The sequence below is a fragment of the Halomonas sp. TH-94 genome (assembly GCF_057473365.1).
Window position 1 is genome coordinate 14426 of record NZ_JBYCKL010000033.1, and the last position, 23671, is coordinate 38096.

General features: G+C 60.5%; 21 protein-coding genes. 20 read left to right on the top strand and 1 reads right to left on the bottom strand.

What is annotated here, in order from left to right; translation table 11 throughout:
• The first annotated feature begins 32 nt into the window (after positions 1-32).
• Together AC2VNO_RS05595 and AC2VNO_RS05600 are read left to right on the top strand one after the other, a co-directional pair.
• Positions 33-410, top strand: a complete 378-nt coding sequence (locus AC2VNO_RS05595) for a hypothetical protein (RefSeq protein ID WP_191225042.1) — start codon at positions 33-35, stop codon at positions 408-410.
• Positions 403-630: a hypothetical protein gene (locus AC2VNO_RS05600; RefSeq protein ID WP_486933214.1), complete on the top strand. Its 228-nt coding sequence runs from the start codon at positions 403-405 to the stop codon at positions 628-630. The genes AC2VNO_RS05595 and AC2VNO_RS05600 overlap by 8 nt, the downstream gene beginning before the upstream one ends.
• 85 nt (positions 631-715) lie before the next feature.
• Here AC2VNO_RS05600 and mntA read toward each other — a convergent pair whose 3' ends face one another.
• Positions 716-1177: a type VII toxin-antitoxin system MntA family adenylyltransferase antitoxin gene (mntA, locus tag AC2VNO_RS05605; RefSeq protein ID WP_486933234.1), complete on the bottom strand. Its 462-nt coding sequence runs from the start codon at positions 1175-1177 to the stop codon at positions 716-718.
• Between the two features lie 237 nt (positions 1178-1414).
• Here mntA and AC2VNO_RS05610 point away from each other — a divergent pair, with 237 nt between their 5' ends.
• From AC2VNO_RS05610 to AC2VNO_RS05695, 18 genes are all read left to right on the top strand, one after another.
• On the top strand, positions 1415-3352 hold the full coding sequence (locus tag AC2VNO_RS05610) for a methyl-accepting chemotaxis protein (protein WP_486933215.1): 1938 nt from the start codon (positions 1415-1417) through the stop codon (positions 3350-3352).
• A 185-nt stretch (positions 3353-3537) separates the two neighbouring features.
• Positions 3538-3762 (top strand): DUF2835 domain-containing protein, encoded by a 225-nt coding sequence (locus tag AC2VNO_RS05615; RefSeq protein ID WP_486933216.1) that lies wholly within the window; start codon positions 3538-3540, stop codon positions 3760-3762.
• A gap of 165 nt (positions 3763-3927) precedes the next feature.
• Positions 3928-5151, top strand: coding sequence for a GGDEF domain-containing protein (locus tag AC2VNO_RS05620; RefSeq protein WP_486933217.1), 1224 nt, complete (start codon positions 3928-3930; stop codon positions 5149-5151).
• A gap of 70 nt (positions 5152-5221) precedes the next feature.
• The gene (locus AC2VNO_RS05625) at positions 5222-9214 is read left to right on the top strand and encodes a bifunctional diguanylate cyclase/phosphodiesterase (RefSeq protein ID WP_486933218.1); all 3993 of its coding nucleotides are present in this window, start codon (positions 5222-5224) and stop codon (positions 9212-9214) included.
• A 56-nt stretch (positions 9215-9270) separates the two neighbouring features.
• The gene (locus AC2VNO_RS05630; RefSeq protein WP_486933219.1) at positions 9271-10962 is read left to right on the top strand and encodes an HD domain-containing phosphohydrolase; all 1692 of its coding nucleotides are present in this window, start codon (positions 9271-9273) and stop codon (positions 10960-10962) included.
• A gap of 122 nt (positions 10963-11084) precedes the next feature.
• Positions 11085-12449 (top strand): flagellar filament capping protein FliD, encoded by a 1365-nt coding sequence (gene fliD / locus AC2VNO_RS05635; protein WP_486933220.1) that lies wholly within the window; start codon positions 11085-11087, stop codon positions 12447-12449.
• Between the two features lie 67 nt (positions 12450-12516).
• Positions 12517-12936, top strand: a complete 420-nt coding sequence (gene fliS, locus AC2VNO_RS05640; protein WP_486933221.1) for a flagellar export chaperone FliS — start codon at positions 12517-12519, stop codon at positions 12934-12936.
• Between the two features lie 6 nt (positions 12937-12942).
• Positions 12943-13320, top strand: a complete 378-nt coding sequence (locus tag AC2VNO_RS05645; RefSeq protein WP_486933222.1) for a flagellar protein FliT — start codon at positions 12943-12945, stop codon at positions 13318-13320.
• Positions 13317-14609, top strand: coding sequence for a flagellar hook-length control protein FliK (gene fliK, locus AC2VNO_RS05650; RefSeq protein ID WP_486933223.1), 1293 nt, complete (start codon positions 13317-13319; stop codon positions 14607-14609). The genes AC2VNO_RS05645 and fliK overlap by 4 nt, the downstream gene beginning before the upstream one ends.
• Positions 14602-14889 (top strand): EscU/YscU/HrcU family type III secretion system export apparatus switch protein, encoded by a 288-nt coding sequence (locus tag AC2VNO_RS05655; protein WP_486933224.1) that lies wholly within the window; start codon positions 14602-14604, stop codon positions 14887-14889. The genes fliK and AC2VNO_RS05655 overlap by 8 nt, the downstream gene beginning before the upstream one ends.
• A gap of 339 nt (positions 14890-15228) precedes the next feature.
• Positions 15229-15555, top strand: coding sequence for a flagellar transcriptional regulator FlhD (gene flhD / locus AC2VNO_RS05660; RefSeq protein ID WP_486933225.1), 327 nt, complete (start codon positions 15229-15231; stop codon positions 15553-15555).
• A gap of 2 nt (positions 15556-15557) precedes the next feature.
• Entirely contained in the window at positions 15558-16133 is a 576-nt protein-coding gene (flhC, locus tag AC2VNO_RS05665; protein WP_486933226.1) for a flagellar transcriptional regulator FlhC, read from the top strand.
• 185 nt (positions 16134-16318) lie between these two features.
• Positions 16319-17191, top strand: coding sequence for a flagellar motor stator protein MotA (motA, locus tag AC2VNO_RS05670; protein WP_486933227.1), 873 nt, complete (start codon positions 16319-16321; stop codon positions 17189-17191).
• Positions 17188-18135: a flagellar motor protein MotB gene (motB, locus tag AC2VNO_RS05675; RefSeq protein ID WP_486933228.1), complete on the top strand. Its 948-nt coding sequence runs from the start codon at positions 17188-17190 to the stop codon at positions 18133-18135. The genes motA and motB overlap by 4 nt, the downstream gene beginning before the upstream one ends.
• A gap of 50 nt (positions 18136-18185) precedes the next feature.
• Positions 18186-20276 (top strand): chemotaxis protein CheA, encoded by a 2091-nt coding sequence (gene cheA, locus AC2VNO_RS05680; RefSeq protein ID WP_486933229.1) that lies wholly within the window; start codon positions 18186-18188, stop codon positions 20274-20276.
• Positions 20277-20278: 2 nt separating this feature from the next.
• Positions 20279-20773, top strand: a complete 495-nt coding sequence (gene cheW / locus AC2VNO_RS05685) for a chemotaxis protein CheW (protein WP_486933230.1) — start codon at positions 20279-20281, stop codon at positions 20771-20773.
• 74 nt (positions 20774-20847) lie between these two features.
• Positions 20848-22203, top strand: coding sequence for a methyl-accepting chemotaxis protein (locus AC2VNO_RS05690; RefSeq protein WP_486933231.1), 1356 nt, complete (start codon positions 20848-20850; stop codon positions 22201-22203).
• An 84-nt stretch (positions 22204-22287) separates the two neighbouring features.
• Positions 22288-23671 (top strand): methyl-accepting chemotaxis protein (locus tag AC2VNO_RS05695; protein WP_486933232.1); only part of this gene is annotated, 1384 nt, incomplete at its 3' end.

The window sequence follows — 23671 nt, forward strand, 5'->3', positions numbered from 1 at the left end:
TTGTGGCGCCTGTTTTCTTAGGGGAGCATGGCATGACTGAATTGGTAGCCAGCCTATCGACCAGAGAGCTTGTCGAGGATCTGATTCCGAAACTGAAGGCCACCGAGCATTTCCTCAGCGATACGCTGACGTTCAAGCTTCAGAACAGTGACGATCCCAGAGAGACGCTGCGCTTGAAGAACCTCCAGACGGAATTCGAGCTGGAGCTGACCATGATCCGCATGAACCTCAATCACTTGCTCAGGCGCTACTCGGATGAGCTGATGGAAGCAACGGACGATCCGGAAGGAAAGGGTGGTGTATTGCTGGCGCTGGACGAGCATGAAGCCGTGGCCATCGAGAGCATCCGGCGACTCTATGCCCGTTCCCATGCGCTGCAAACCGACTCGGGCGGCAGTGCGCATGAGTGAAGCCGACTACCAGCGCGTGATCGATGCACTACAAGCGCTTATCGACGAGACGCAGAGCACCCTCGAGCGCTTCGAGACTGCCGGCATGGACGAGAAGATGTCGGAAGACTACGACAGGCTACTGGCGATTCTGGACGATGCCGTGAAGCAGCAGCGGGCGCATACCCTGGCGATGTTGAACGCTTCGGAATGCATACGCTCGAGCGTGAATTCTGGCTAAGCCAGCTCAATCAAGCGAGTGGCATAGGCGAGTAGTTGCTCTGGCCACGCACCGCTCGATGGTCGCGCTCTTGTTGAGCAGTACTTCATCGGCCATAAACGCTGCCTCTTTGCTTGATGTCTTCGATCAGCTCTCGTCGTTGAATGGCCAAGTCCCAATATTCACTTAGTACCATCAACTCGAATTCATCGCTGCTGTTGCCGCGCTGCCAAAGCTTCCGTCCCTCGGTCACGACCTGATATTGCAAAGCGGTTGAAGTCTGACGCAGATCCAACAGGTCTACATCGGCCCGCAACCTTTCCGCCACTTCACCGCTTATCTGCCAGCGCTGTTCGGCTGCCAGGCGAGTGGGCAGCAGCAGGGCGAGATCCACATCGCTGTCGGGTGTTGCCGCCCCCGTGGCCTGGCTGCCATAAAGATAGACGGCTTGGAGCTCAGGCAGCGCTGAAGCCAAGTCCTCCGAGATGGCTGCTAGTGCGTCGGGCGAGCAGGACATGGCACTCCACCATGATGATTGCGATGAGGACAGGATGCCTGCCGGGATCATGGTTGGCAATCTTGACGCCTCCTTACCACTGCCCGCCCGAACGTGGATTTCGGGAAGAGCCAGACATGGCTAATCAAGAAAATTGACAATTGTCAAATTTCTTGGGTTTTCCCTTAATTTCTCCCTGCCGTGGCCGATAACGTTGTCAGGCAGACCCCTGCCTGCACAACCGGTGACAACGATAACAACAGCCCTGAGCGTGCGGCACGCCGATGGCTCAGGGCAGGAGAGCAAGGGATGAATTCCATTACACTGACGCAGTACCCAACAGATGACGAAACCGAGCCAACGGCCGGGCCGGCATACGCTTCACAACCACCAGGCCGCGAGCGACTAGGCTTCAGCACACGGCTGACTTTGATGATCGTCTCGCTGGTGCTGATCTCGGTAATGCTGGTGGCGGGGCTGGTCTATACCCAGTACCGACAGTCGTTTACTCAGGCTACGGTGAACCAGTTGCAGGGCACCGGCGAAATGATGGCCGGCGCTTTCACGCAGTGGCTGGATGCGCGCCAGGATGAGATCGCCTTCGTGGCGGGGCTCGATCCCGTGCGCCAGGTCGAGGTCGAGCCGCTCCAGCACCTGCTGACGCGTCTTGCCGAACAGAGCGGCTACTACGATACGATCTTCTTCGTCGGCACTGACGGCGTGGGCGTGGCCGGGGTGAGTTTCGATGGCAGTGCCACGGTGATGTCCGCCGCGGAAGCCGCCGAGTTCCAGGTGGGGGATCGCGCCTGGTTCCGCGAGGCGATTCAGGGCCAGCCGGTGTTCTCCCAGCCGCTGGTATCGCGTGCCACCGGCAACCAGGTGAGCAACGTGGTGGCGCCTGTGTTTGGCGGCAACGGCGAGGTGGTAGGCGTGGTGCGTGGCGCGGTGCGGCTCGACGTATTGTTCGAGCGCATGGCCGAGATGTCCCTCGGCGGGAGTTCCGATACCTACCTGCTGGGTGCCGACGGCATGCCGGTCACGCCGGTGGCGGCGCTAGCCGGCGAGAGCCGTGAGCTTGCCACCCAGGCGGCGGCCGCCATCGGTGCCGGCGAGAGCGGGGTGGGCCGCTACGCGGATGCTGCCGGCACGCGAGTGATCGGCAGCTATACCTTCCTGCCGCTGCTGCATTGGGGGCTGGTGGTGGAGGTGCCCGAGCGTGAGGCCTTGGCCGAGGTGTCGCGGCTTTTCTGGATTCTGGTCGCTATCACGGCGGTGATCGTCTCGGCTGCCGTGCTGGTGAGCCTGGGTGTGGTGCGCTCGGTGGTGAAGACTCTCGGCGGCGACCCCCAGCGTGCCGCTGAGGTGGTGCGTCGCGTAGTGCAGGGCGACCTGACCATGCGGGTACCGGTGAAAGCCGGCGATACCACCAGCCTGCTGGCCCATATGCACGAAATGCAGCAGAAACTGCAGGCAATGATGGGCGACATCCGCCGTACCGCGGAATCGGTCAGCGTGGCGAGCAACGAGATCGCCCAAGGCAATGAGGACCTGGCCAGCCGTACCGAGGAGCAGTCTTCCTCGCTGGTCGAAACGGCTTCTAGCCTCGAGCAGATGACCGCCACCGTTCGGCAGACGGCAGAGTCGTCGACCCAGGCGCGCGAGTTGACCGTCGAACTCGACGAGCAGGCGCGCAGTGCCAGCGGAGTGGGGCAACAGGCGGCGCAGTCCATGGGCAGCATCAAGCAGGCCAATAGGCGCGTCGAGAGCATCGTCGAGGCCATCGACGGCATCGCCTTCCAGACCAATCTGCTGGCGCTGAATGCCTCGGTAGAGGCGGCTCGGGCCGGTGAGCATGGCCGCGGCTTCGCCGTAGTGGCCACCGAGGTGCGCAATCTGGCGGGGCGCTGTGCGGCCGAGGCCAGCAAGATTCGCCAACTGGTCGATTCCAGCGTGGCAAGCGTCGACGAAGGCGAGCGTCTGGTTACCACGGCGAGCCAGCAACTGGCCACCATCGCCGAAGGGGTCAAGCGTGTCTCGAGCTTCATCAGCGAGATCGCAACGGCGGCCACCGAACAGTCGGCGGGTATCGAGCAGATCAACATGGCGGTCAGTCAGCTCGATGAGGTGACCCAGCAGAACGCGGCGCTTGTCGAAGAAGCCACTGCCGCCAGTCACTCCTTGAGCGATCAGGCCCAGGAGTTGGCCAGGCTGGTACAGCGCTTCAAGGTCGATGAAGCAATGGCGTAATGATCGGAGATAACGAGCAGTAACATCGTGCGGTGGGAGCCAGGCGCCCACTGCACTTCCATGTGTTCGGTTCATGAGGTTTAATCCGCCAATCATCGTGTGGCTGGAGACGCCGGATTGACGCCAGTGCCTGCTGGGTTCAGGTAGAATGCCTTCGTTTGGCCGGTCTGGGGTATCAACGTTACATGCCTAGTATCGATGTCGTGATCGAGCTCTCCGCCGAGGCCTGCCTGGCGCACTATGAAGGTAGGGTAGGGCAGGTGCTGGCTCATAGCCTGGATGGCCGGCGTGTGGTGTTTCCCGCCGAAGCGCTGAGACGTGTGGTGACCCGAGAGGGAGTGCATGGCACCTTTCGGCTCTCCTTTTCCGTCGAGGGGCGCTTTCAGACAATCGTAAGGTTGAAACGATAATGGCTATGCCGTTGCACGAAATGCCGGTGAAAAGTCGCGATGTTTGTCGAATGTCAAACCTTTGCGTCTCGTTACCTTGAGCAGGTTCTGATATAACAAAACCCTTTACGCTATCAAGCGTCGCTCATCGGCCAAGCGCGTGCGGCCGCCTCACGGGGCACTACCATGTTCGCCAGTAAGTCGCCAGAACCTCGCGATTATCAGAACCGCCGTCTGGATGCATTGGCCGAACCCCCAGAGGTGGGGCATGAGCTATTTGTCGGCTTGAGTGCCCTTCGCGATACACTGAGCAATCGGCACCATTCGAAAGACTTCTCCTTTGCCCATGCGCGCTACTTGCGCAGCCGCGTCCTTGCGGTCGGCCTCATCTTTGCGCTGCTGTCGCCGCTATGGATCGTCGTCGATTCTCTGGCTTTACCGACCGAACTGCTTCGCTACACTTTGATTGGTCGTGTCCTGCTGATGGTTGGTTTGGTGGGTGTGCTGCTGCTGGTATATACCGCCCACGAACGGATACGCCGCATTCGCTTCAGTGCCGGCATGTTGCTGGCGCTGCCGGCGTCGTTCTATTTGTTCGTATTGATCATGCTACCGGCGGACCAAGTAAACGACCTGATCGGTTACGGTTTCATTCCCTTCCTGCTCGTTGCGGCGCTCAGCGTCTTCCCTTTTACCTTGCTCGAGTCGCTGGGGGCAGGCCTTGCCATGTTGGCGCTGCAGGCATTCGCGCAATCTACTGATGGCAGCTGGCTGAGCGGACCCGGTGTGGAGAGCCTGCTGCTGCTGGCGAGTCTGCTGGTGGTATCGCTAGCGGCCAACCATTTCCAGCTCAGTCTGTTGCTGCGGCTCTACCGGCAGGCCACCCACGACCCTTTGACCGGGCTTTTCAATCGCCGCGCGCTCGAAGTCCATCTGGCCAAGGTGCAGGCTTGGCAGCGGGATGCCGTGGGCCAGGACAGCTTGGGCGATGTGCCCTGTTCACTCCTCATGCTCGATCTGGACCACTTCAAGCGCATCAACGACAGCTATGGCCACTCGGTCGGCGACAGGGTGCTGTGTCAGTTCGCCGATCTGCTGGTTCGCCAGACGCGTCGCCATGACTGCGTTGCGCGCTATGGTGGCGAGGAGTTCGTCATTCTGCTGGTCGGGAGCGGCCAGGCCAGGGCCATGGAGGTTGCCGAGAGGATCCGCTACGCCGTGGAGAAGAGCGAGTTTACCGATCACGACGGCCAGCCACTTGCAGTGACTTCCAGCATCGGCGTAACTCGGCTGCAGCAGGACGAGCCGCCTCTGAAGGCACTGAAGCGCGCCGACGAGGCGCTTTATCGGGCCAAGCGCGAGGGGCGCAATCAAGTCGTCTCGGCCCGGGACCCTGCGGAGATCGAGTAGCCACCACCACCTCAAGTTTCGTTGCTTCCTGCCGATAACCCCTTCAGTGAAGTTAGCTAGCGAGAGGCCAATGCCCAACAATTCTCAGCAGGTAGCGCTGCATACCTGGCTGGTGCTCGTGCCGCTGCTGCTGCTGGTCATGGGTGTCATCAATGGCTTGGCCAGTTGGCAGCTGGCGGAGGAGTGGCGGCCGGCCTGGGTCAGTTTGCCGATCATGCTGCTGGTGGGCTGCGGCCTGCTGGCCACGCTGCTTGGAAAAGTCAAAACGGCGCAGTTCTGTGGGGTGGTGCTGCTGCCGTTTGGGCTCTATGCGCCCGTGGTGGCATGGTTGCCCTTCATGGGTGGCGGGTTCATGCCGGCACAATTCATGCTCTCTCCGTCGACCTGCATTGCCCTGCTGATCGTATCCACCTGCTTCATGGCCGGTATCGGCTCTTCGCGTACTCGTCTGGTCTGGTGGCTGGGAGGAGCGGGGATATTTCTCGTCGGTGGGCTGAGTATCATTGCCGGGCTGAGGCCCGATCTGCTGCCCTCGAGCCCTTGGGGAACCGCCTTTGCCACGCCCTTTACCGCACTGCCTGCGGTACTTACCGGTACGGCCATGGTGCTGATGGCGCGACATCCAGGCGTGACGCCGATTCTGAGTCGCAGCGTGGCGGTAGCACTGGTGGGCGGGGTGTTGGTAAGCGGGCTCGCCTGGTATGCACTCACTTGGCAGCATTATGTCGCCAGACAACAGCATGCCGCCGAGTTGCTGGCCAATTTCAAGATCACGGCGGAACGCATCATGGACAGCCGTCAACGCCAGCTGCAACGTATGGCGGCGCGCTGGGCCGAGGCCGATGGGCTGCCGCCTGCCTCGTTCCGTCGTAGCGAATCCGACGCTGCCTTTCGCGATATGCCGAGCCTGGTCTCGCTCTATTGGCAGGATGCCGACAGCGAACGCTTACTCTGGGGGCGGGAACGTAGCACCAACTTCCAGCTCCTCAACTGGCTCGAGCAGCACGATTGGCTGCTGGACTGGCTGGATGTCGGGGGCAGCTACCCTCGCTGGGTGCTTCCGGATGGTTCCCGCCCTGAACTGGCATTGTTGTCCGTTCCCTTGAACAACCCACGAGGTGGCGATGCTCGACTGGTGGCCGTGCTCGACCTCGGCCGTTTGCTGGACCAGGAGATTCGCTCATTGGTCACGCCGCTTTCGCTCTCCGTTCGGCGGCATGGCCATCTGATGGTGAGTAATAAGCAAGTCGACCCGACGCATACCCTACTGCAGCGAGGCCTTCTGGTGCTCCCCGGTGGGGCTACCTTGAACCTGCAAGTCGAGGGTGAGGGGCCTGTGGCGTCCTCCAGTCCCGGGGGATTCACGCCGCTGGGCGTGGCCGTGGCTGGGCTGGTGATGACGTATTTGCTGGCCTTCAGCCTGGCCATCTCCGACCTCAGCCGTCGGCGCTCCTTGGCTCTGGCGCGAACTCAGCGTCATCTCCGGGCTCAGCAGCGTGTGCAGACGCTGATAGCACGCGATCAGCCGCTTGAAGAGATCTTAGCCGCTATCTGCCGAATCGTGGAGGCGCAGGTGCCTGGCGGCATCGCCTCGATCATGCTCTGCGACGAGATGCGCCTGCATCTGGATAGGATCTTCAGCGTCAATCTGCCCCCGGCATTTTGCGAACGTGCGCGGGGCGTGGCGATCGGCCCTGAAAATGGCGCCTGCGGTCGTGCGGCTTTCATTCGTGACTTCGTGGTATGTAGGGATATCGCCCATGATCTTCGCTGGCTAGGCTATCACGACGTCGCCGCCGAGCACGGCCTTCGGGCGTGCTGGTCCTTCCCGGTGACCGCCAGCAACTCGGAGGTACTGGGAACCTTCGCCATCTACTATCGCGAGCCTGGCGAGCCCACCAAGAGTGATCGGCGACGGGTGATAGAAGCTGCCGAGCTGGTATCGCTGGCGGTGGAGCGTGAGCGTAACCGTGAGGCATTGAGACAGAATGAGCAGCGCTATCGCTCGCTGTTCACCTACCATCCCGATGCGGTGTTCTCTCTCGATCTGCAGGGCTACTTCACCTCAGCCAACACGGCTTGCAGTGAGGTGACGGGTTACGCCATGGACAAGCTGATCGGCTCTCACTACTCGGCACTGGTCTTGCCCGAGGATCGAGCGCAAATTCAATCGCTGTACGTCGATGCCGACCCGGGCCAAGCCTTTCGATACTCCGCCACCATTCACCGCCAAGACGGTCGCAATGCCTATCTTGACGTGACCAACCTGCCCATCGTCGTCAACGACACTGTCATCGGCTTCTATGGGATTGCCAAGGACATGACCGAAAAGCATCGGCGCGAAACGGAGCTGCGCATCTTGCAGCGCAGCGTAGAGGCCAGCGTCAACGGTATCGTCATCACCGACGCTCGCGCCGAGGGCATGCCGGTGATTTACGTGAACGAGTCGTTCGAACGAATTACCGGTTACAGCCGCGATGAGGTGTTGGGACGCAACTGCAACTTCCTGCAGGGGAGTGAAACCGATGCCGAAGCGGTGGCACAAATGAACCAGGCCCTCGCCGAGCAGCGGGAGATCAACGTCACGCTGTGCAATTATCGCAAGGATGGCACGCCGTTCTGGAACAATCTCCACCTGTCACCGGTGAGGGATACCGAGGGCGTCGTAACGCACTTCGTGGGAGTTCAGCACGATATTTCCGAGCGCAAGTCGTATGAGGCCAAACTGTCGTTCCACGCCAGCCATGATGCGCTGACGGGGCTCGCCAATCGCTCCCTGTTCGAGGACCACCTGCTGCACGACGTCATGCTGGCCAAGCGACATGGACGGGTCCTGGCAGTGCTGTTCCTCGACCTGGACGATTTCAAGCCGATCAACGACAGCCTGGGTCATGAAGTGGGCGACGAGGTGTTGATCCAGGTTGCCCAGCGGCTGGGGGATGAGCTGGACCCCGGCGATACGCTGGCGCGGTTCGGCAGCGACGAATTCGTCATTCTGCTGCCGGAACTGGCGCGAGAGGAAAGTGCCATCCGCCTGGTCGAGCGTCTGCTGGTTTGCATGCGCCGCCCCTTCCGCGTCGCTGAGCACGAACTTTACATCGGCGCCAGTGTGGGTATCGCCTTCTTGCAGGATGAATTGGAGAACCCGGTGGAGCTGATCCAGCAGGCCGATATGGCCATGTATCGCGCCAAGCAGAAAGGGCGTAACGCCTGGGAGTGCTTCACCAGTGATATCAATGATGAAGTAAGCGCCCGTATGGCGCTGCGCAACGATCTGCAGGAGGCAATCGAGGCGGAGAACTTCGAACTGCACTATCAGCCACTGCTCGATGCCCGTAGCGGCGATGTCGTCGGGGTCGAGGCGCTGGTGCGCTGGAAGCATCCGGTAAAGGGGTACCTCTCTCCCGGTTTGTTCATCCCATTGGCCGAAGACACCGGCCAGATCGGCCCCATTAGTGAGTGGGTGCTGCGTCAGGCGTGCCGCGACATGTGTCGATTGACGCTTGAGGGCTACGGTTGCCTACGCGTTTCGGTCAACCTTTCACCGCTGCAGTTCCGGCGTCCCAACTTCCTCTCCAGCCTGCAGCAGGCTCTTCTGGAAACCGGGCTAGCGCCAGAATATCTCGAGCTGGAGCTTACCGAGGGGATTCTAATGGCCGATTCCGCCGCGGCCGTGGAGACCCTGCATCGTCTGAGGGACATGGGGGTGGAAGTTTCCATAGACGACTTCGGTACCGGCTATTCCAGCCTCAGCTATCTCAAGCAGTTGCCTATCGGCAAGATCAAGATCGACCGCAGCTTCGTGCGCGACATCGCCAGTAGCCGCCATGATAGCGCCATCGTACAGGCCATCATTTCCATGGCGCACCATCTGGGTCTTGCCGTGGTTGCAGAAGGGATCGAAGAAGAGGCGCAGCGGGACTTCCTGGCAGCCCATGGCTGCGACGTATTCCAAGGGTTTTTCTTCGCTCGCCCGATGCCATTCGACAAGCTTAAGGCGTATCTTGACGAGCCAAGATTACCGGTTTCGGTTCCACTCCTATCGGTTGATCGAACGCTGTAGCAAGAGCGAATAACTCAAAACGACTAATAATCAGTTCAAGGGGCGGAGAAGCAAGAATGGGGGAGGTCCAGGATGAGTTCATTCGGGTGGGGAGTCCCAGCGAAATCGAGGCGTTGCTGGAGCAACTGATTCAGCCTGGCGGGGCGTCATTGCTGCTCGACAAGCCCGACAGCACGCCCATACCGGTAGTGGTGATGGAGCAGTCCGTGTCGGAATCGATGCTTCTCGACATCACTGCCGTTCGCGAGATTGTCGGTGAATTGAAGCGGGGTATCGGTTTTCGGCTGTTGGGGCAGGTGCACGGCAAGATGGTCCGTACGCCGGTACTCAAGACCGCCGAAATCGATACGGTCAATGGGCGAGTGCAGTGCCAGTGCGACTACCCCCATTACCTTGAAGAGCTGCAGCGACGTGAAGCCTTCCGTGCCCGCTTGCGGCTGGGCATGGAAGTGGGCGCTATCGTGCGCGGCACCGAGGGCGATAACGATGCCAGCGTGCAGGGCGACCTGAAGGATCTCTCCCAGCAGGGCTGCCAGCTGGAGCTTCCCTCTTCTGCGGCAACGCTGCTTGCCGAAGTGGTGCTGGTCGAAGTCGAGTTCTGCTTTCCCAATGGCACCCGGTTCTCGGTAGAGGCGGCTCCGCGCCACAAGGTGGCGGACAGTGACCGCCAAACCTTGCGTGTCGGTTTTCACTTCGAGCGCTGCAGTGCCGAGCAGGAGCGCAAGCTGTGGTTCTTCGTGCGCGAGATCGAGCGCGAATCGTCACGTTATGGCGACGAGGCCGATGTGGGCCGGCTCCCCTCCATGCTCTTCCAGAGCCAGTCGGCCGGTAGTGCTTCACCGGTGGGGCGGCGGAACGTGTTGAACTACGCCACACCCATGGCGCGACGCCTGGCGCGTGTAGCAGGGTATCTCGATGCTCAACTGCTGGAACTGCAGCAGGGCGATGATATCGACCCGGTACAGCTCTCCCGCCATGCCGATATGCTGCTCCAACTGGCCGAAGAGGATATCGAAGCGCTGCTCTTCGCCACGCGCTGCCTGGGCCAGGAGCCGCTGCTGGTGCGCCATGGGCTGAGTGTCGCCGTTCAGATGCTGGCTCTGGCAAATAGTAGTTCGGTGCCGCGAGACGTACGCAAGGCCCTGGCGGCAACCGCCATGATTCATGATCTCGGCAAAGGGCTACTGCCTTCCGGGCTGCTTGCCCGGGCGTCGTTCGGGCCTCAGGAGCATGCAAGCCTTCAACAGCATGTCGACCTGCTGCTTCAGCGGATGACGCGTTGCCAATGGCTTTCCGAAAGCGTCATGCATGCCGTCCTCGCCTGTACCAACGAACGTCTGGATGGCAGCGGTTATCCCGCGGGAGCGACTAGCGATGTGCTACCCGAGCTCGCTCGCATGAGCGCGGTGGTCGATGTGGTCGAGGCGATGCGTCGAGACCGAGCCGATCGCCCCGCCTGGCGCATCGATGCCGCCTACCGGCATCTGCTCACTTCCCCCCAGCAGTTCGATCCGCGCTGGGTCAAGCGCTATGTTCAGCGTTTCGGTTTACGCCCGGTGGGGTCGCTGGTGCGCTTCTCCGGTGGAGCGCTGGGCTGGATTCAGCGCCTCGATCAGCAAGGAAAGCCATTCCAGGTTCAGGTGGCCGAAGAGGTTGGCCCCCCCGGAGAGGCAGCGGGTGAGCTGTTGCGCGGTGACGTCGTATCGCGCTTGGGAGAGATGTCGGAAGAGGTGCCGGTTTCCACGTAGACGCTACGCTCAAGTTGTCTCGCTTTCGGCCGATAGAACGAAATAACCCCTAGGTCGCGGGCTTTTCACCGGAACCCTTGGCGCAAAGCCTGCCAGAATAGCTGCATGAAAAAGGAAGCGTCATGGCGACGATAAGCTCACTTGGCATCGGTTCCGGCCTCGATCTCAATGGCCTGATCGATCAGCTCAATGCGGCCGAGCGAAAGAAGCTCGAGCCCATTCAGCTGCAGCAGAAGAGCCACCAGGCCAAAATTTCGGCTTATGGCAAGCTGCAAAGCTCATTGACCAAGCTGCAGGAAGCATCCGCCAAGCTCAACGATCCGAAGTTCTTTCAGAACGTTTCGAGCAACGTGAACGGCAGCGGTGTCAAGGCGGCGGCCAAGTCCGATGCGCCCCCAGGTCGCTATACGGTCAAGGTCAATGAGCTCGCCACCGCGCAGAGCGTTGCCGCCAACGGCGTGGCTAGCCGTACGACCCAACTGGGGGGCGGTGGTATCAGCCTGACGCTGGGCAATGGTCAGACGAAGAATATCGCAATTGATCCCGCCAAAAGCTCGTTGGAAGACGTTCGCAAGGCGATCAATGACAGCAAGTCGGGCGTTACCGCCACCATCGTCAATGACGGCTCCGGTACGCCGCATCGCCTGGTAATCACCTCCAACAAGACCGGAACCGAGTCGGCGGTGACGGCTGAGTTCACAGGGGGCCTCGAAGCGCACTTCGGGACGAATGCCAACGTCATGGTGGCGGCGGAAAATGCCTCACTCACCGTCAACGGCATAGCGATCACCAGCCAGACCAATCAGGTGGAAGGCGCCATTCAGGGCGTCACCCTGGACCTGGAAGAAGTGACGGTCGCAGACAAGAGCGTCACGGTGGTGGTAGAGCGCAATACCCTGGCCATTCGCGAGGCCGTGGGTGGATTCGTCAAGGCCTATAACGACCTGCGCAAGAACATCAGTGAGCTGACCAGTTTCAATGCCGATACCGGAGCCGCCGGCGAACTGCTGGGCGATAGCGCTCTGCGCACCGTCGAGACACGCCTGCGCAGCGTATTGAGCGGTGGGGTGGGCGAGGGTGAGTTTCGCATGCTGTCGGATATCGGCATCACTTTGCAGCGTGACGGTACGCTCAAGCTGGATGAGGAGAAGATGAGCGACATCGTTGCCAACGAGCCCCAGGCGCTGGCCAATTTCTTTGCCGGTAGCAGCAAGGAGGGCGGTCTGGCCGGAAAGTTGAACGGGACCCTTGATCAGGTACTGCGTGAGCGCGGGTTGCTGGACAACGCCAAGCGTGGCCTGGAGAGCCGTATCACCGGCCTCAAGGATCGCTTCGAGCGCATGGAGCGCAATATCGATCAGACCATGCAGCGCTACCGCGTTCAGTTCGGTCAGCTCGATGCCATGATCGCCAGCATGAACCAGGTGAGTGACTACCTTTTCCAGCAGTTCGATATCATGAATGCCCAGCTTGGGCGCAAGAGATAAGGCGTAGTCGGTGATACCGATGTGATGCCACAGGAGCGAAGGTCATGCCACCATTAGGAGATTCGCCATGACTGTTATGCGAGGAGCATCCGCTTACGGCCGTGGCGCCGGGGCCTATGCACGGGTAGGAGTGGAGAGTGGTGTGATGGCGGCATCGCCTCACCAGCTCATCGTGATGCTGTTCGATGGCGCCCAAGGTTCGATTCGTGCAGCACGCATCCACATGCAGGCCGGCAACATCGCAGAAAAAGGCAAGGCTATCTCCAAAGCCCTGGATATCGTCAACAATGGGTTGCTCGCGGCTCTCGATCGTGAGAAAGGCGGTGAGATCGCCGACCGGCTCGGCTCGCTCTACGACTACATCGGAAGGCTTCTACTGGCAGCCAACCTGCACAACGACCAGGAGAGTCTCGATCAGGCCGAAAGCCTGTTGGACGACATTGCCTCGGCATGGCGTGAAATTGGCAGCGCGGGAGCGCAAGGTTGAATGGCAATGACGACCACAAGTGCCGTTCTCGACGGCTATGCTCAGCTTCGGCAGCAGGTTGCCATCATGCTTGAGCTGGCCAAGGCCGGCGAGTGGGATGCGCTGATCGAGCGGCAGTCCGATTACCTCCAGCTCGCGGATCGCCTGAGGCAGCTGGATAAAGTTACCGAGCTCGATCACGACGGTATTCAGCGCAAAGCCGAACTGCTGGAGGCGATACTCGCCGATGATCTGACCATTCGCGAGCACTTGCTGGTGCGGCGGAGCGAGCTCGGTCAGCTGATGGGCACCAGCCGTCGTCAGCGCGAGCTTCACCGCAGCTATGGCAAGCAGGCGGCAGCCATTGTCGATGCCGGCGACAAGTTCGGTCCGGGTACGCCGTGAGTGGCATTACGCCGCTATTGGATACACTGCTGCACCAGGTGCTGGGCAAACGTGTCGATACGGCGCCGCCTCGCGATCTGACCGAGCCTGTGCGGCCGGTCGATCCGGGCGAGGGCCCGAGGGCCCTGCATAGCGATTCCCGACTGGATGGCCGTCGTCCTGCCGTTACGCCGCTTCCCGGCACCACGACCCCATCGCAGCGAGGGGAGGGCCAGGTAGCGCGTGGCGATGGAACGCCCCCTCCCGCTTCGACTCAGACTCATTTCAGTCCTTCAGCTCGAACCATTGCCGACTTGCTGATGCGTTTCCCCGCCCCCCCTTCGGTACTGAGTACGTCAGCTCCGTTGATGGCTTCGGGCGAGGCGACCAGCGTCTCGACTCTGGCCGACAGGCTGCAGACCGGCATACGCGACAGCGGTCTTTTTTACGAGTCGCATCTATCTCGTTGGTATCGAGGTGATGTGAGCCGCCAGCAGTTGGAGCGTGAGCCACAAATGATGCGCACGCTGCGTTTCTCACCGGCGCCGATGGCGCAGGGGGGGGCACCTTCAGCGAGCGGCTCGCCTGCCATGCCACACGGCGCGCAAAGTCTGGGCCAGGCAGCGCAGGCCATGGTCGGGCAGCCACCTGCATTTACCGGACCCATGCCGACCGGCCAGGGGCCGGCGGCCCAGGCGGCGCAATCTTATAGTGCCACGGAATCCTTGTATCCCGCCGCGTCTCGCGGCGATCGTCCTGCGGGCGACATGCAGTCCGTGGCTTCAGGGCAGGGGCGAGAAACAGCCTTTCCTGCGGCTCGTGAAGGTTCGGAAGGGGCCATGCGAGAGGGCCTGGATGCATCGTTGCGTGCCCGCGCTGCGGGCGGCGATCCGGTACATGAAAGTCTTCAGGGGGTGGTTCGCCATCAGCTCGAAATGCTGGTGTCGCCCATTCTGCGCTGGGAAGGGGACGTTTGGTCAGGCATCTTCATGGCCTTGATGATTCAGCTCCCTGCCGGTGCCAGGCGCGAGGGTGAGGATTCTTCACAACCAGATGACGGAGCGCAACAGGAAGCTTGGCATTCCGAGATGCAGCTTAGTGTGCCCAGTTTGGGTGAAATCCGTGTCGGCATGTGGCTCCAGGAGCAGCACGTAAGGCTGCAGTTACTGAGCAGAGACGAAGCGTCTCTCGATTTGCTACAGGCCGGCGTGCCTGAACTCGAGCGTCGGCTGCGTGCGGCGGGTCTATCGACAGTGCTGATCGATGCCCGCCGGTGGGAGCAAGAGGATCCGGGAGCAACCCATGACTGACCCCAAGCCCGAGCGCCGACGACAGGCGATAGCCCTGGCTTACCGAGATGGTGACGATGCGCCTCGTATTTTGGCCAAGGGTTATGGCGACATGGCCGAACGTATTCTGGCCGAGGCCAAGCGACAGGGCATTTACGTTCACGATGCGCCGGAGCTGGTGGCGCTGCTGATGGGATTGGATCTCGACGAGCGCATACCCCCAATGCTTTACCAGGTCATCGCCGAGCTGCTCGTCTGGGTGTATGAGTTGGCCGAAACAAGTGGGCAGGAAGGGCGTTAAACGCCTTTTTTTGTAATTTTTTGTAACTAATGTATTAGTGGTTACTTCTTGTCAAGGCCTCTGTGACACATTTTTTGCTTTACTACACAAAGCGTTAACAAACTAGTTCTTGAGGCTTAGCGATCTAAGCTTTTTTCCTGAAAAGGCTACCGTTGAAAGGGTGGTTGGCAGGTTGCCGAACAGTGGTCACAATGCACCTGTAACAAGCAGCGTCCTTAACAGGACTCGTGGTCCATCAGGCCCAGCGGCAAAATTAGTGCAAGCCTAATGGTCTGAGTTCTGACACAGCAAGTGATAAGAATATAAGGACACGCGACTCAACCGCGTGCAGGGAAACCGATGAAGAATACGAATCACCTGGATGAAATCCAGGAGTTGAACCTCGCCTATCTGCTTCTGGCGCAGCGATTGCTCAATGACGATCGCGCGGCGGCCATGTTTCGATTGAAAATCGATACCGAAACCGCCGACCTGCTGCTGTCGCTTGGTGCTGCGCAGCTGACGCGCCTGGCGCGTACCAACCAATTGCTCTGTCATTTCGGTTTCGATGGCGCCGAGCAGCTGAAGCAAGTAGTCAACAACCCCCGTGACAATGGATTGTCTCAGTTTCACGCTTCTCTGCTTATGGCAGGGCGTGGAACGGCTTCCATGTCACGGGGGGTGTGAGAATGTCGAATAAAAGCCTCGTCGAAGAAATGCAGCAGGTTCAGCTCGCCATCGAACTGATCGAGCTGGGTGCACGCCTTCAGGTGCTCGAAACCGAGACCGACCTCAGCCGTGCACGTTTGATCCGGCTGTTCAAGGAAGTGCGCGGCATGTCACCGCCCAAGGGGATGCTGCCTTTTTCGACCGACTGGTTCATTACCTGGCTGCCCAACGTGCATGCCTCGCTGTTCTACAACATCTACCGCAACCTGCTGGAACAGCAGCGCTGTGAGAGGATGCAAGCCTTCGTTACCGCCTATCGCCTCTACAACGAGCAGGTCGGTATCGATCAGGCGGAGCCGGTGCTGGCCCTGACCCGTGCCTGGACCCTGGTGCGCTTCTTCGAGAGCGACCTGCTGCAACTGTCCACTTGCACTCACTGCAGTGGCCATTTCGTCGCGCACGCGCATACGCCGGACCACGATTACGTCTGTGGTATCTGCATGCCGCCTTCTCGGGCCGGCAAGACGCGCAAGCGCCGCGAGCAGGAAGATGCCGAGTCGATCGAGCAAGCTGCGCTCGTTCAGCGGGCCGGCTGATTACGCTGCCTTGCTTGCTGAAGGCTGAGCGCCTATTCGCTCGACCTTGGACGCCGCTCCATCCGGGGCGGCGTCATGCTATCCAGCCTGATTCCTCTCTTTTTTGTCTGCAAGGCCTCAAGTGTTTCTGCGTCAGGCCGATACATTGGGTAACGACGACTCGCATCCAATAAAAGGTATCGGCTGTGCTGATTCTGCTCGGTTACATCGTAGTCCTACTGTGTGTCTTCGGCGGCTTCGTGCTGGCGGGAGGCTTCCTGGGTCCGCTTTACCAGCCCACGGAGCTGCTGATGATCGGCGGTGCAGGGGTGGGGGCCTTCATCGCCGCTAACAATGGCAAGGCGATCAAGGCCACATTCAAGATCATTCCCAAGCTCAAGCGCACGAAGAAGTACAACAAGGCCATGTATATGGAACTGCTGGCCGTGCAGTTCAAACTGCTTTCCAAGATTCGGCGCGAGGGGATGCTCGGTATCGAACGTGATATCGATAGCCCCCAGGAGAGCGCACTGTTCCAGGAGCACCCCATGGTGCTCGCCGATCCGATGATCATGAATTTCATGACCGATTATCTGCGCCTGATGGTTGCCGGTGGCATGGACCCGATGGAAATCGACGAATTGATGCTCCATGAGATCGAAACCTTCGAGCAGGAAGCGCACATCCCGGCGGATGCCATTGCCAAGGTGGGTGATGCCATGCCGGCCTTCGGAATCGTCGCCGCGGTAATGGGCGTGGTGAAGGCATTGACCTACGCCGATGCAGGCCCCGAGCAAATGGGGGAGATGATCGCCCACGCTCTGGTAGGTACCTTCCTTGGAATACTGATGGGCTATGGCTTCATCAATCCGGTGGCCAGCAGCATCGAGCGCCAGATCAAGGAAGCCGAGAAAATGCTGCAGTGTATTCGTATAACGCTGCTGGCCAGTCTTCACGGTTATGCACCGCAGCTAGCCGTCGAATTTGGACGTAAAGCGTTGCACACGGCTGAGCGCCCGGGCTTCACCGAGCTCGAAGAGTATGTGCGCAATGCCAAGTCGGGTGCGGCAGCGGAATGAGTGCGGGAGGAGACAAGCGCCCGATCATCATACGGCGCAAGAAAGTCGTCCACGCCCACCACGGTGGCAGCTGGAAGATCGCGCTTGCCGACTTCATGACGGCATTGATGGCCCTTTTCCTGGTGATGTGGATCCTGTCGGTGGCTAGTGAAGAGCAGCGTCAGGGTGTTGCGGACTACTTCAGCACGCCATTGACCAGCGCTGTCACAGGGGGAGATCGCTCTGGCAGTACCCGCGTCATACCCGGCGGCGGGCCGGATCCGGCTCACAGCGATGGGGAGCGGGCACGTATCGACACGCGTGAGTTCAGCCGACCCAGCGAGCAGCAGCGACGCTTCTTCATGGATCTTCAGCGGCGCATCGAAGCGGCAATCGACGCCGATCCCGAGCTGCGTGAGCTGCGCCAGCAGATGCGCTTCGACCTGACCCCGGAGGGGCTGCGCATTCAGCTTCTCGACCATGAACTCAGGCCGATGTTCGATATCGGTAGCGATCGTGTCGAGCCGTACATGCGCAGTCTGCTGAGAACCATAGCACCGCTGCTCAACGATCTGCCCAACTACCTCAGCATAAGCGGCCATACGGATAGTCGTCCTTACGCAGGTGGATATCGTGGCTATAGCAACTGGGAGCTTTCCAGCGACCGTGCCAATGCTTCCCGTCGCGAGCTCGTGATCGGCGGGCTGGACTCCGACAAGCTGTTGCGTGTCTCCGGCTTCGCCGACCGCGTCATGCTACCTGATACCGACCCGTTCGATGCCGACAACCGGCGCATCGAGCTGCTGGTGCTGCTGCCGGAAGTGGCCGAATACATTCGTCGGCCGAGCGTACTCAACGGCCCTGGCGTGCCGAGTCCGATGAGTACGCGACTGGAGAGCGAGGTCGATCTGGCTCCCGTACAACAGTTTACTGAAGGGCTGCGCCGCACTCTGAATCCCGAATAAGGGACGGAACGGCGACAGCAAGACAAATTTGACACCAGGTGGTGAGGCGCATGGATATCACGGATTTCTATGACACTTTCTTCGAGGAAGCCGAAGAGCTGCTGGCCGACATGGAGCGCTTCCTCCTGGAGCTCGATGTGGATGAGCCGGATAACGAGCAGCTCAACGCCATTTTTCGCGCAGCGCATTCGATCAAGGGCGGTGCGGGGACGTTCGGCTTCGAGGCTTTGCAGCGAACGACGCACTTGTTCGAGAACCTGCTCGATCATACCCGCAAGGGCGAGCTCAAGCTGCGCCGCGATATTGTCGATACCTTTCTGGAAACCAAGGACATGCTCAGCGATCAGCTAGACGCCTATCGTAACGGCGACGAGCCCGATCAAGAGGCCTTCGAGCGCATCTGCCGAGTTTTACAGCAGCTGGCGCTGGAGGAGATCGGCCAGGACCTGGAGAATGGTGCACCGCCGGCAGCGGCTCCCAAGCAAGAGCCCAAACCGGAGCCCACCTCGGCGGCATCGGATTCGGCGGCTGCCGGCCAGCGTATCGTGTCGCTGCTCAATGTCGGCGAGAAGGATCGCCTGCTGCTGGTCGAAGAGCTTGGCCAGTTGGGAGAGGTGATCGGTCATGGGGGCGATGAGGCGTGTTATGAGGTCACCCTCGCTACGACTGTAGGAAACGACGACATCGAAGCGGTGATGTGTTTCATCATCGATACCGACCAGATCAAAATACGCACCGTCGAGGGCGGGGCAGCGCCCGAGGCTGAGGATCGGGCGCCTGCCGTCGAAGCCGCGCCACAGGCGGCAACGCTCCAGGCCGTTACCCCCGCTCCTGCCACGCCTGCTGCTGCCCCTTCCAAGGGCGCCAAGGCTCAGGGCGCTGCGAAGACCAAGGCCAAGGGAGGGAGTGAGTCGACCTCTATCCGGGTATCGGTCGACAAGGTCGATCAGATCATCAACCTGGTGGGTGAATTGATCATTACCCAGTCGATGCTCGATCAGACCGTCAGTGAGATGGACAACGTTGCCAATAGCGCCCTGCAAAACGGCATGAGCCTGCTGCAGCGCAACGCTCGGGATCTCCAGGAATCGGTCATGTCGATCCGCATGATCCCGATGGACTTCGTCTTCAGCCGCTTCCCCCGAGTGGTGCGTGAGACCGCCAGCAAGCTCGGTAAGGAGATCGAACTGGTCACCGAGGGTGAGTCCACCGAACTCGACAAGAGCCTCACCGAACGCATCATCGATCCGCTGACACATCTGGTGCGTAACAGCCTCGATCATGGCATCGAGCCGCCTGATGTGCGCGAGGCCGCCGGCAAGCCCCGCAGCGGCAAGCTGGTGCTATCGGCCAAGCACCAGGGCGGTAACATCATCATCGAAGTGATCGACGATGGGGCCGGCCTCAATCGCGATAGATTGCTGAGCAAGGCGAAAGAGAACGGGTTGCCCGTCTCCGATTCCATGAGCGATGACGAGGTTTGGCAGCTCATCTTCGCTCCGGGCTTCTCCACCGCCAAGGAGGTCACGGACGTGTCCGGTCGCGGCGTGGGCATGGATGTGGTCAAGCGTAACATCCAGGGGATGGGTGGCCATGTGCAGATCATGTCTCGCCCCAATGAGGGGACCACGATCCGTATCGTTCTGCCGCTGACGCTGGCGATCCTCGACGGCATGTCGATCAAGGTCGGCAAGGAGATGTTCATCTTGCCGCTCTCCGCCGTGCTCGAGTCGCTGCAGCCATCCCGGGAGGATCTCTACGCCATGGCCGGCGACGACGTAGTGCTCAAGGTGCGTGATGAGTACTTGCCGGTGGTGGCAGTGCACGAAGCACTCGATGTGCCGAAGGCCAAGACCGAGCTCACCGAGACCATCGCGGTGATCGTCCAGGGTGAGGGGCGTCGCTACGCGCTGCTGGTGGATGACCTGGTTGGCCAGCAGCAGGTGGTGGTCAAGAACCTTGAAACCAATTACCGCAAGGTGCCGGGCGTTTCCGCCGCCACCATCCTGGGTGATGGTAGTGTCGCGCTGATTCTCGACATCACCGGTTTGCACCGGCTAAGCCGGGAAAAGAAGGAAAAGCGCCGGCCTGAGCGCAAACCGGCACTCGAAGCCCTTATCAACGAAGAGCTGGAGACCTGAACATGAACCAGATGAAAGAAGCAACACTGGCCGCAGCCGAGGCCCATAACCGTGAATTCCTGGTGTTCTCGCTGGGCGAAGAAGAGTACGCAGTCGATATTCTCAAGGTGCAGGAAATACGCGGTTACGAAAACGTGACCCGCATTGCCAACGCCCCGGACTTCATCAAGGGGGTGACCAACCTTCGCGGTGTCATCGTGCCCATCGTCGACCTGCGCATCAAGTTCCACCTGGACAAGGTGGAGTACGGCGGTCAGACCGTGGTGATCGTGGTCAATGTCGAAGATCGGGTCGTCGGTATCGTCGTCGACGGCGTCTCCGATGTGATGACGCTTTCGCCGGAGCAGATCAAGCCGGCGCCTGAGTTCGGCGTCACCCTGTCGTCGGATTTCCTCAGCGGCTTGGGCAGCCTCGACGATCGCATGCTGGTGATCGTCGACATCGACAAGCTGCTCACTAGTGATGAGATGGAGCTGGTCGAAAGCGTCGCAGAATGAGGGCGTCAAGTTTCTGATATCAAGGCCGATATCTCGTTTGATGACGGCTTGCATGCGGTTTATTGCCATGGGGAATGGACGTGAAGTTACTCGACAACCTGACGGTCAGGGCCAGTTGGTTTCTGGTGCTGCTCTTTTTCGGCGGGATGATTGTCGTATTGAGCGGTCTCGGGCTCTACGCCTTGCAGCATAGCAGTGCCGCTGTAGCGGCCATGGCCCCCCACGCCGGGGAGTCGGGAGCGGCTTATCAGGCGTCATTCACGGCAACTGCCGACCTGATGCGCTTGGCCATCGTTGCCGTTCTTGCCGGCTCTCTTGCCGTCATGGTGGTGGTGGTGTGGGGCATCAGCGTCAACGTGCTGAAGCCACTTGCACGTCTGGTCGGGTATTTCGAAGGGCTAGCGAGGGGCGACCTCTCCCAGCCGGTGGAAAACCGCGGCAACAACGAGATCGGCCGTCTCTTCATTTCGCTCAGGCATATGCAGGACGGACTTTCCGAAACCGTCGGCACGGTGCGCAGCAGCAGTGAGGGTATTTACGTCGGCGCCCAGGGCATTGCCGAGGGCAACGTCGAGCTGTCGTCACGTACCGAGCAGCAGGCGGCATCGCTGGCAGAAACCGCTTCGAGCATGGAGGAGCTTGCGGCAACGGTGGAGCAGAATGCCGACAACGCACGTCAGGCGAGCCAACTGGCTGCCGACGCGTCGCGTACTGCCGCCCAGGGCGGGGAGGTGGTAGGCGAGGTCGTCTCGACCATGCACGACATCAGCGAAAGCTCACACAAGATGTCGGACATCATCGGCGTCATCGACACCATCGCTTTCCAGACCAACATTCTCGCTCTCAACGCCTCGGTCGAGGCGGCACGGGCCGGGGAACACGGACGCGGCTTTGCCGTGGTGGCCCAGGAAGTGCGCAGTCTGGCAGGGCGCAGTGCCTCGGCGGCTGGCGAAATTCGTGCCTTGATCGCCACGTCGCTCGAAAAAGTGGATGTCGGCACGGCCCGGGTAGACAAGGCGGGCCAGACCATGAGCGAGATCGTCGCCGCGGTGCAGCGGGTGAGCGACATCATGGACGAGATCGCCTCGGCGTCGCTCGAGCAGAGCAACGGTATCGGCCAGGTCAACCAGGCAGTGACCCAGATGGATCAGGTCACCCAGCAAAACACCACGCTGGTGCAACAAGCGGCCACGGCGGCCACGCAGCTTGAAGCCGAGGCGGCACGGCTTCGCGAGGCGGTACTGCGCTTCCGATTGGCAGGTCAAGCCGGTGCGTCGGTGCATGATCGCACTTCACGAGCGGGTGCTGGCAAAACGTTGACCGCTCCGCCGGAGCACGACCCTCTGCCGGTCAAGCGTCGCGGTAGTGAAGCTTCAACGGCTAGATCCACAAGCAAGGTAAAAGAAGAAGAGCAGTGGGCCTCTTTCTGAGGTTCAACCGCTGAGCAAGTGGAGACACGCACACGCTGGCGCTCCGCACCCTGATGAAGACGATGCGGTCGAAGGATAATTAAAATGCGCAACAATCAGCCGGTCACGCAGCGGGAATACAAGTTGAGCGATCAGCATCTGTTGATCACTCGAACCGATCTCGAAGGACGGATTACCTACGCCAACGCCGCCTTCGTGGAGGTCAGCGGCTTCGCGCACGCTGAGCTGATCGGAGCGAATCACAATATCATCCGTCACCCGGACATGCCGCCCGAGGCGTTTGCCGATCTGTGGCAAGCGCTAAAGCGAGGCGATGCCTGGCAGGGGCTGGTCAAGAATCGGCGCAAGAACGGCGACCACTACTGGGTGCGTGCCACTGTCACGCCGATCGTCGAAGGCGACCAATGCCTGGGCTATACCTCGGTTCGCACCGCCGTGGAACCGAGCCTTGTCGCGGCTGCCGAGCGAGCCTACGGGAAGATACGTGCCGGACGCTCCGGACTCGCCATCCGCCAGGGGCGGGTGGTACGGCGTGGTCCACTGGGAGTGTTGTCGGCCATCAATCTGCATAGCATCCGTGCGCGTCTCTCCATGCTGACGTTTTCGGCATTGCTGCTGCTCGTCATCAGCGGCGGTGTAGGGCTCTATGGGCTTCAAGCCGCAGGTGAGCGGCTGGCGGAGCTCAACCGCGATGGCTTGCAGGATGTGATACGACTGCAACAGCTGGATCAACTGATTGCCTATGGTCCGCAGCGTCTGGCAGGTGAAGAGCGTATGGCGCTGCTCAATATTCGACATGAGATTTCCGAAGCGCTGACAGGTAGCAGAGTACGCCTGTCGGAGCTGTGGGGTGAATACTATGCGCGCGAGGTCAACCGCACTTCGGTAGCGTTGGAATTCGATGCGGCGCTTACCGATTATCTGGCCGATAGCCTGGCGCCGATGGCCGCAGCCCTGGGTGGGCCGGAGGCGTTCGATGCCATGATGGCGCTGAACAACAACTCGGCCACTCTGCGGACCAGTTCCGAAGCGTTGTCAGAGATGGTCAATCGCCTGGTCGAGCAGCAGCGACTTGCGGCTCTGAGCATGGCGCAAGAGGCCGAGCTCGGTCAGCAGCGGATGCTGGTCATCCAGTTGGCTTTTCTGGCGCTTGGCTTCGTTCTGCTCTTGATCATCAGCGTATGGATCATGCGCGCCATTACTCGGCCGGTGCGTCGTGCGAGAGATTTCACCCTGCAGATCGCCTCGGGCAACCTGGCCGTGGCGACACCACGACAGACCCGCGATGAGATCGGTGCCCTGCTTGCCTCGCTAGATACCATGCGCAAGAGCCTCTACAACACTACCGAGCGAGTACAGCAGGGCATCGATGTGGTCACGCCGGCGTCGCGCTCCATCGCCCAGGGCAATGAGGATTTGTCGTCGCGCACCGAGCAGCAGGCCGCCTCGCTGCAGGAAACCGCCTCCA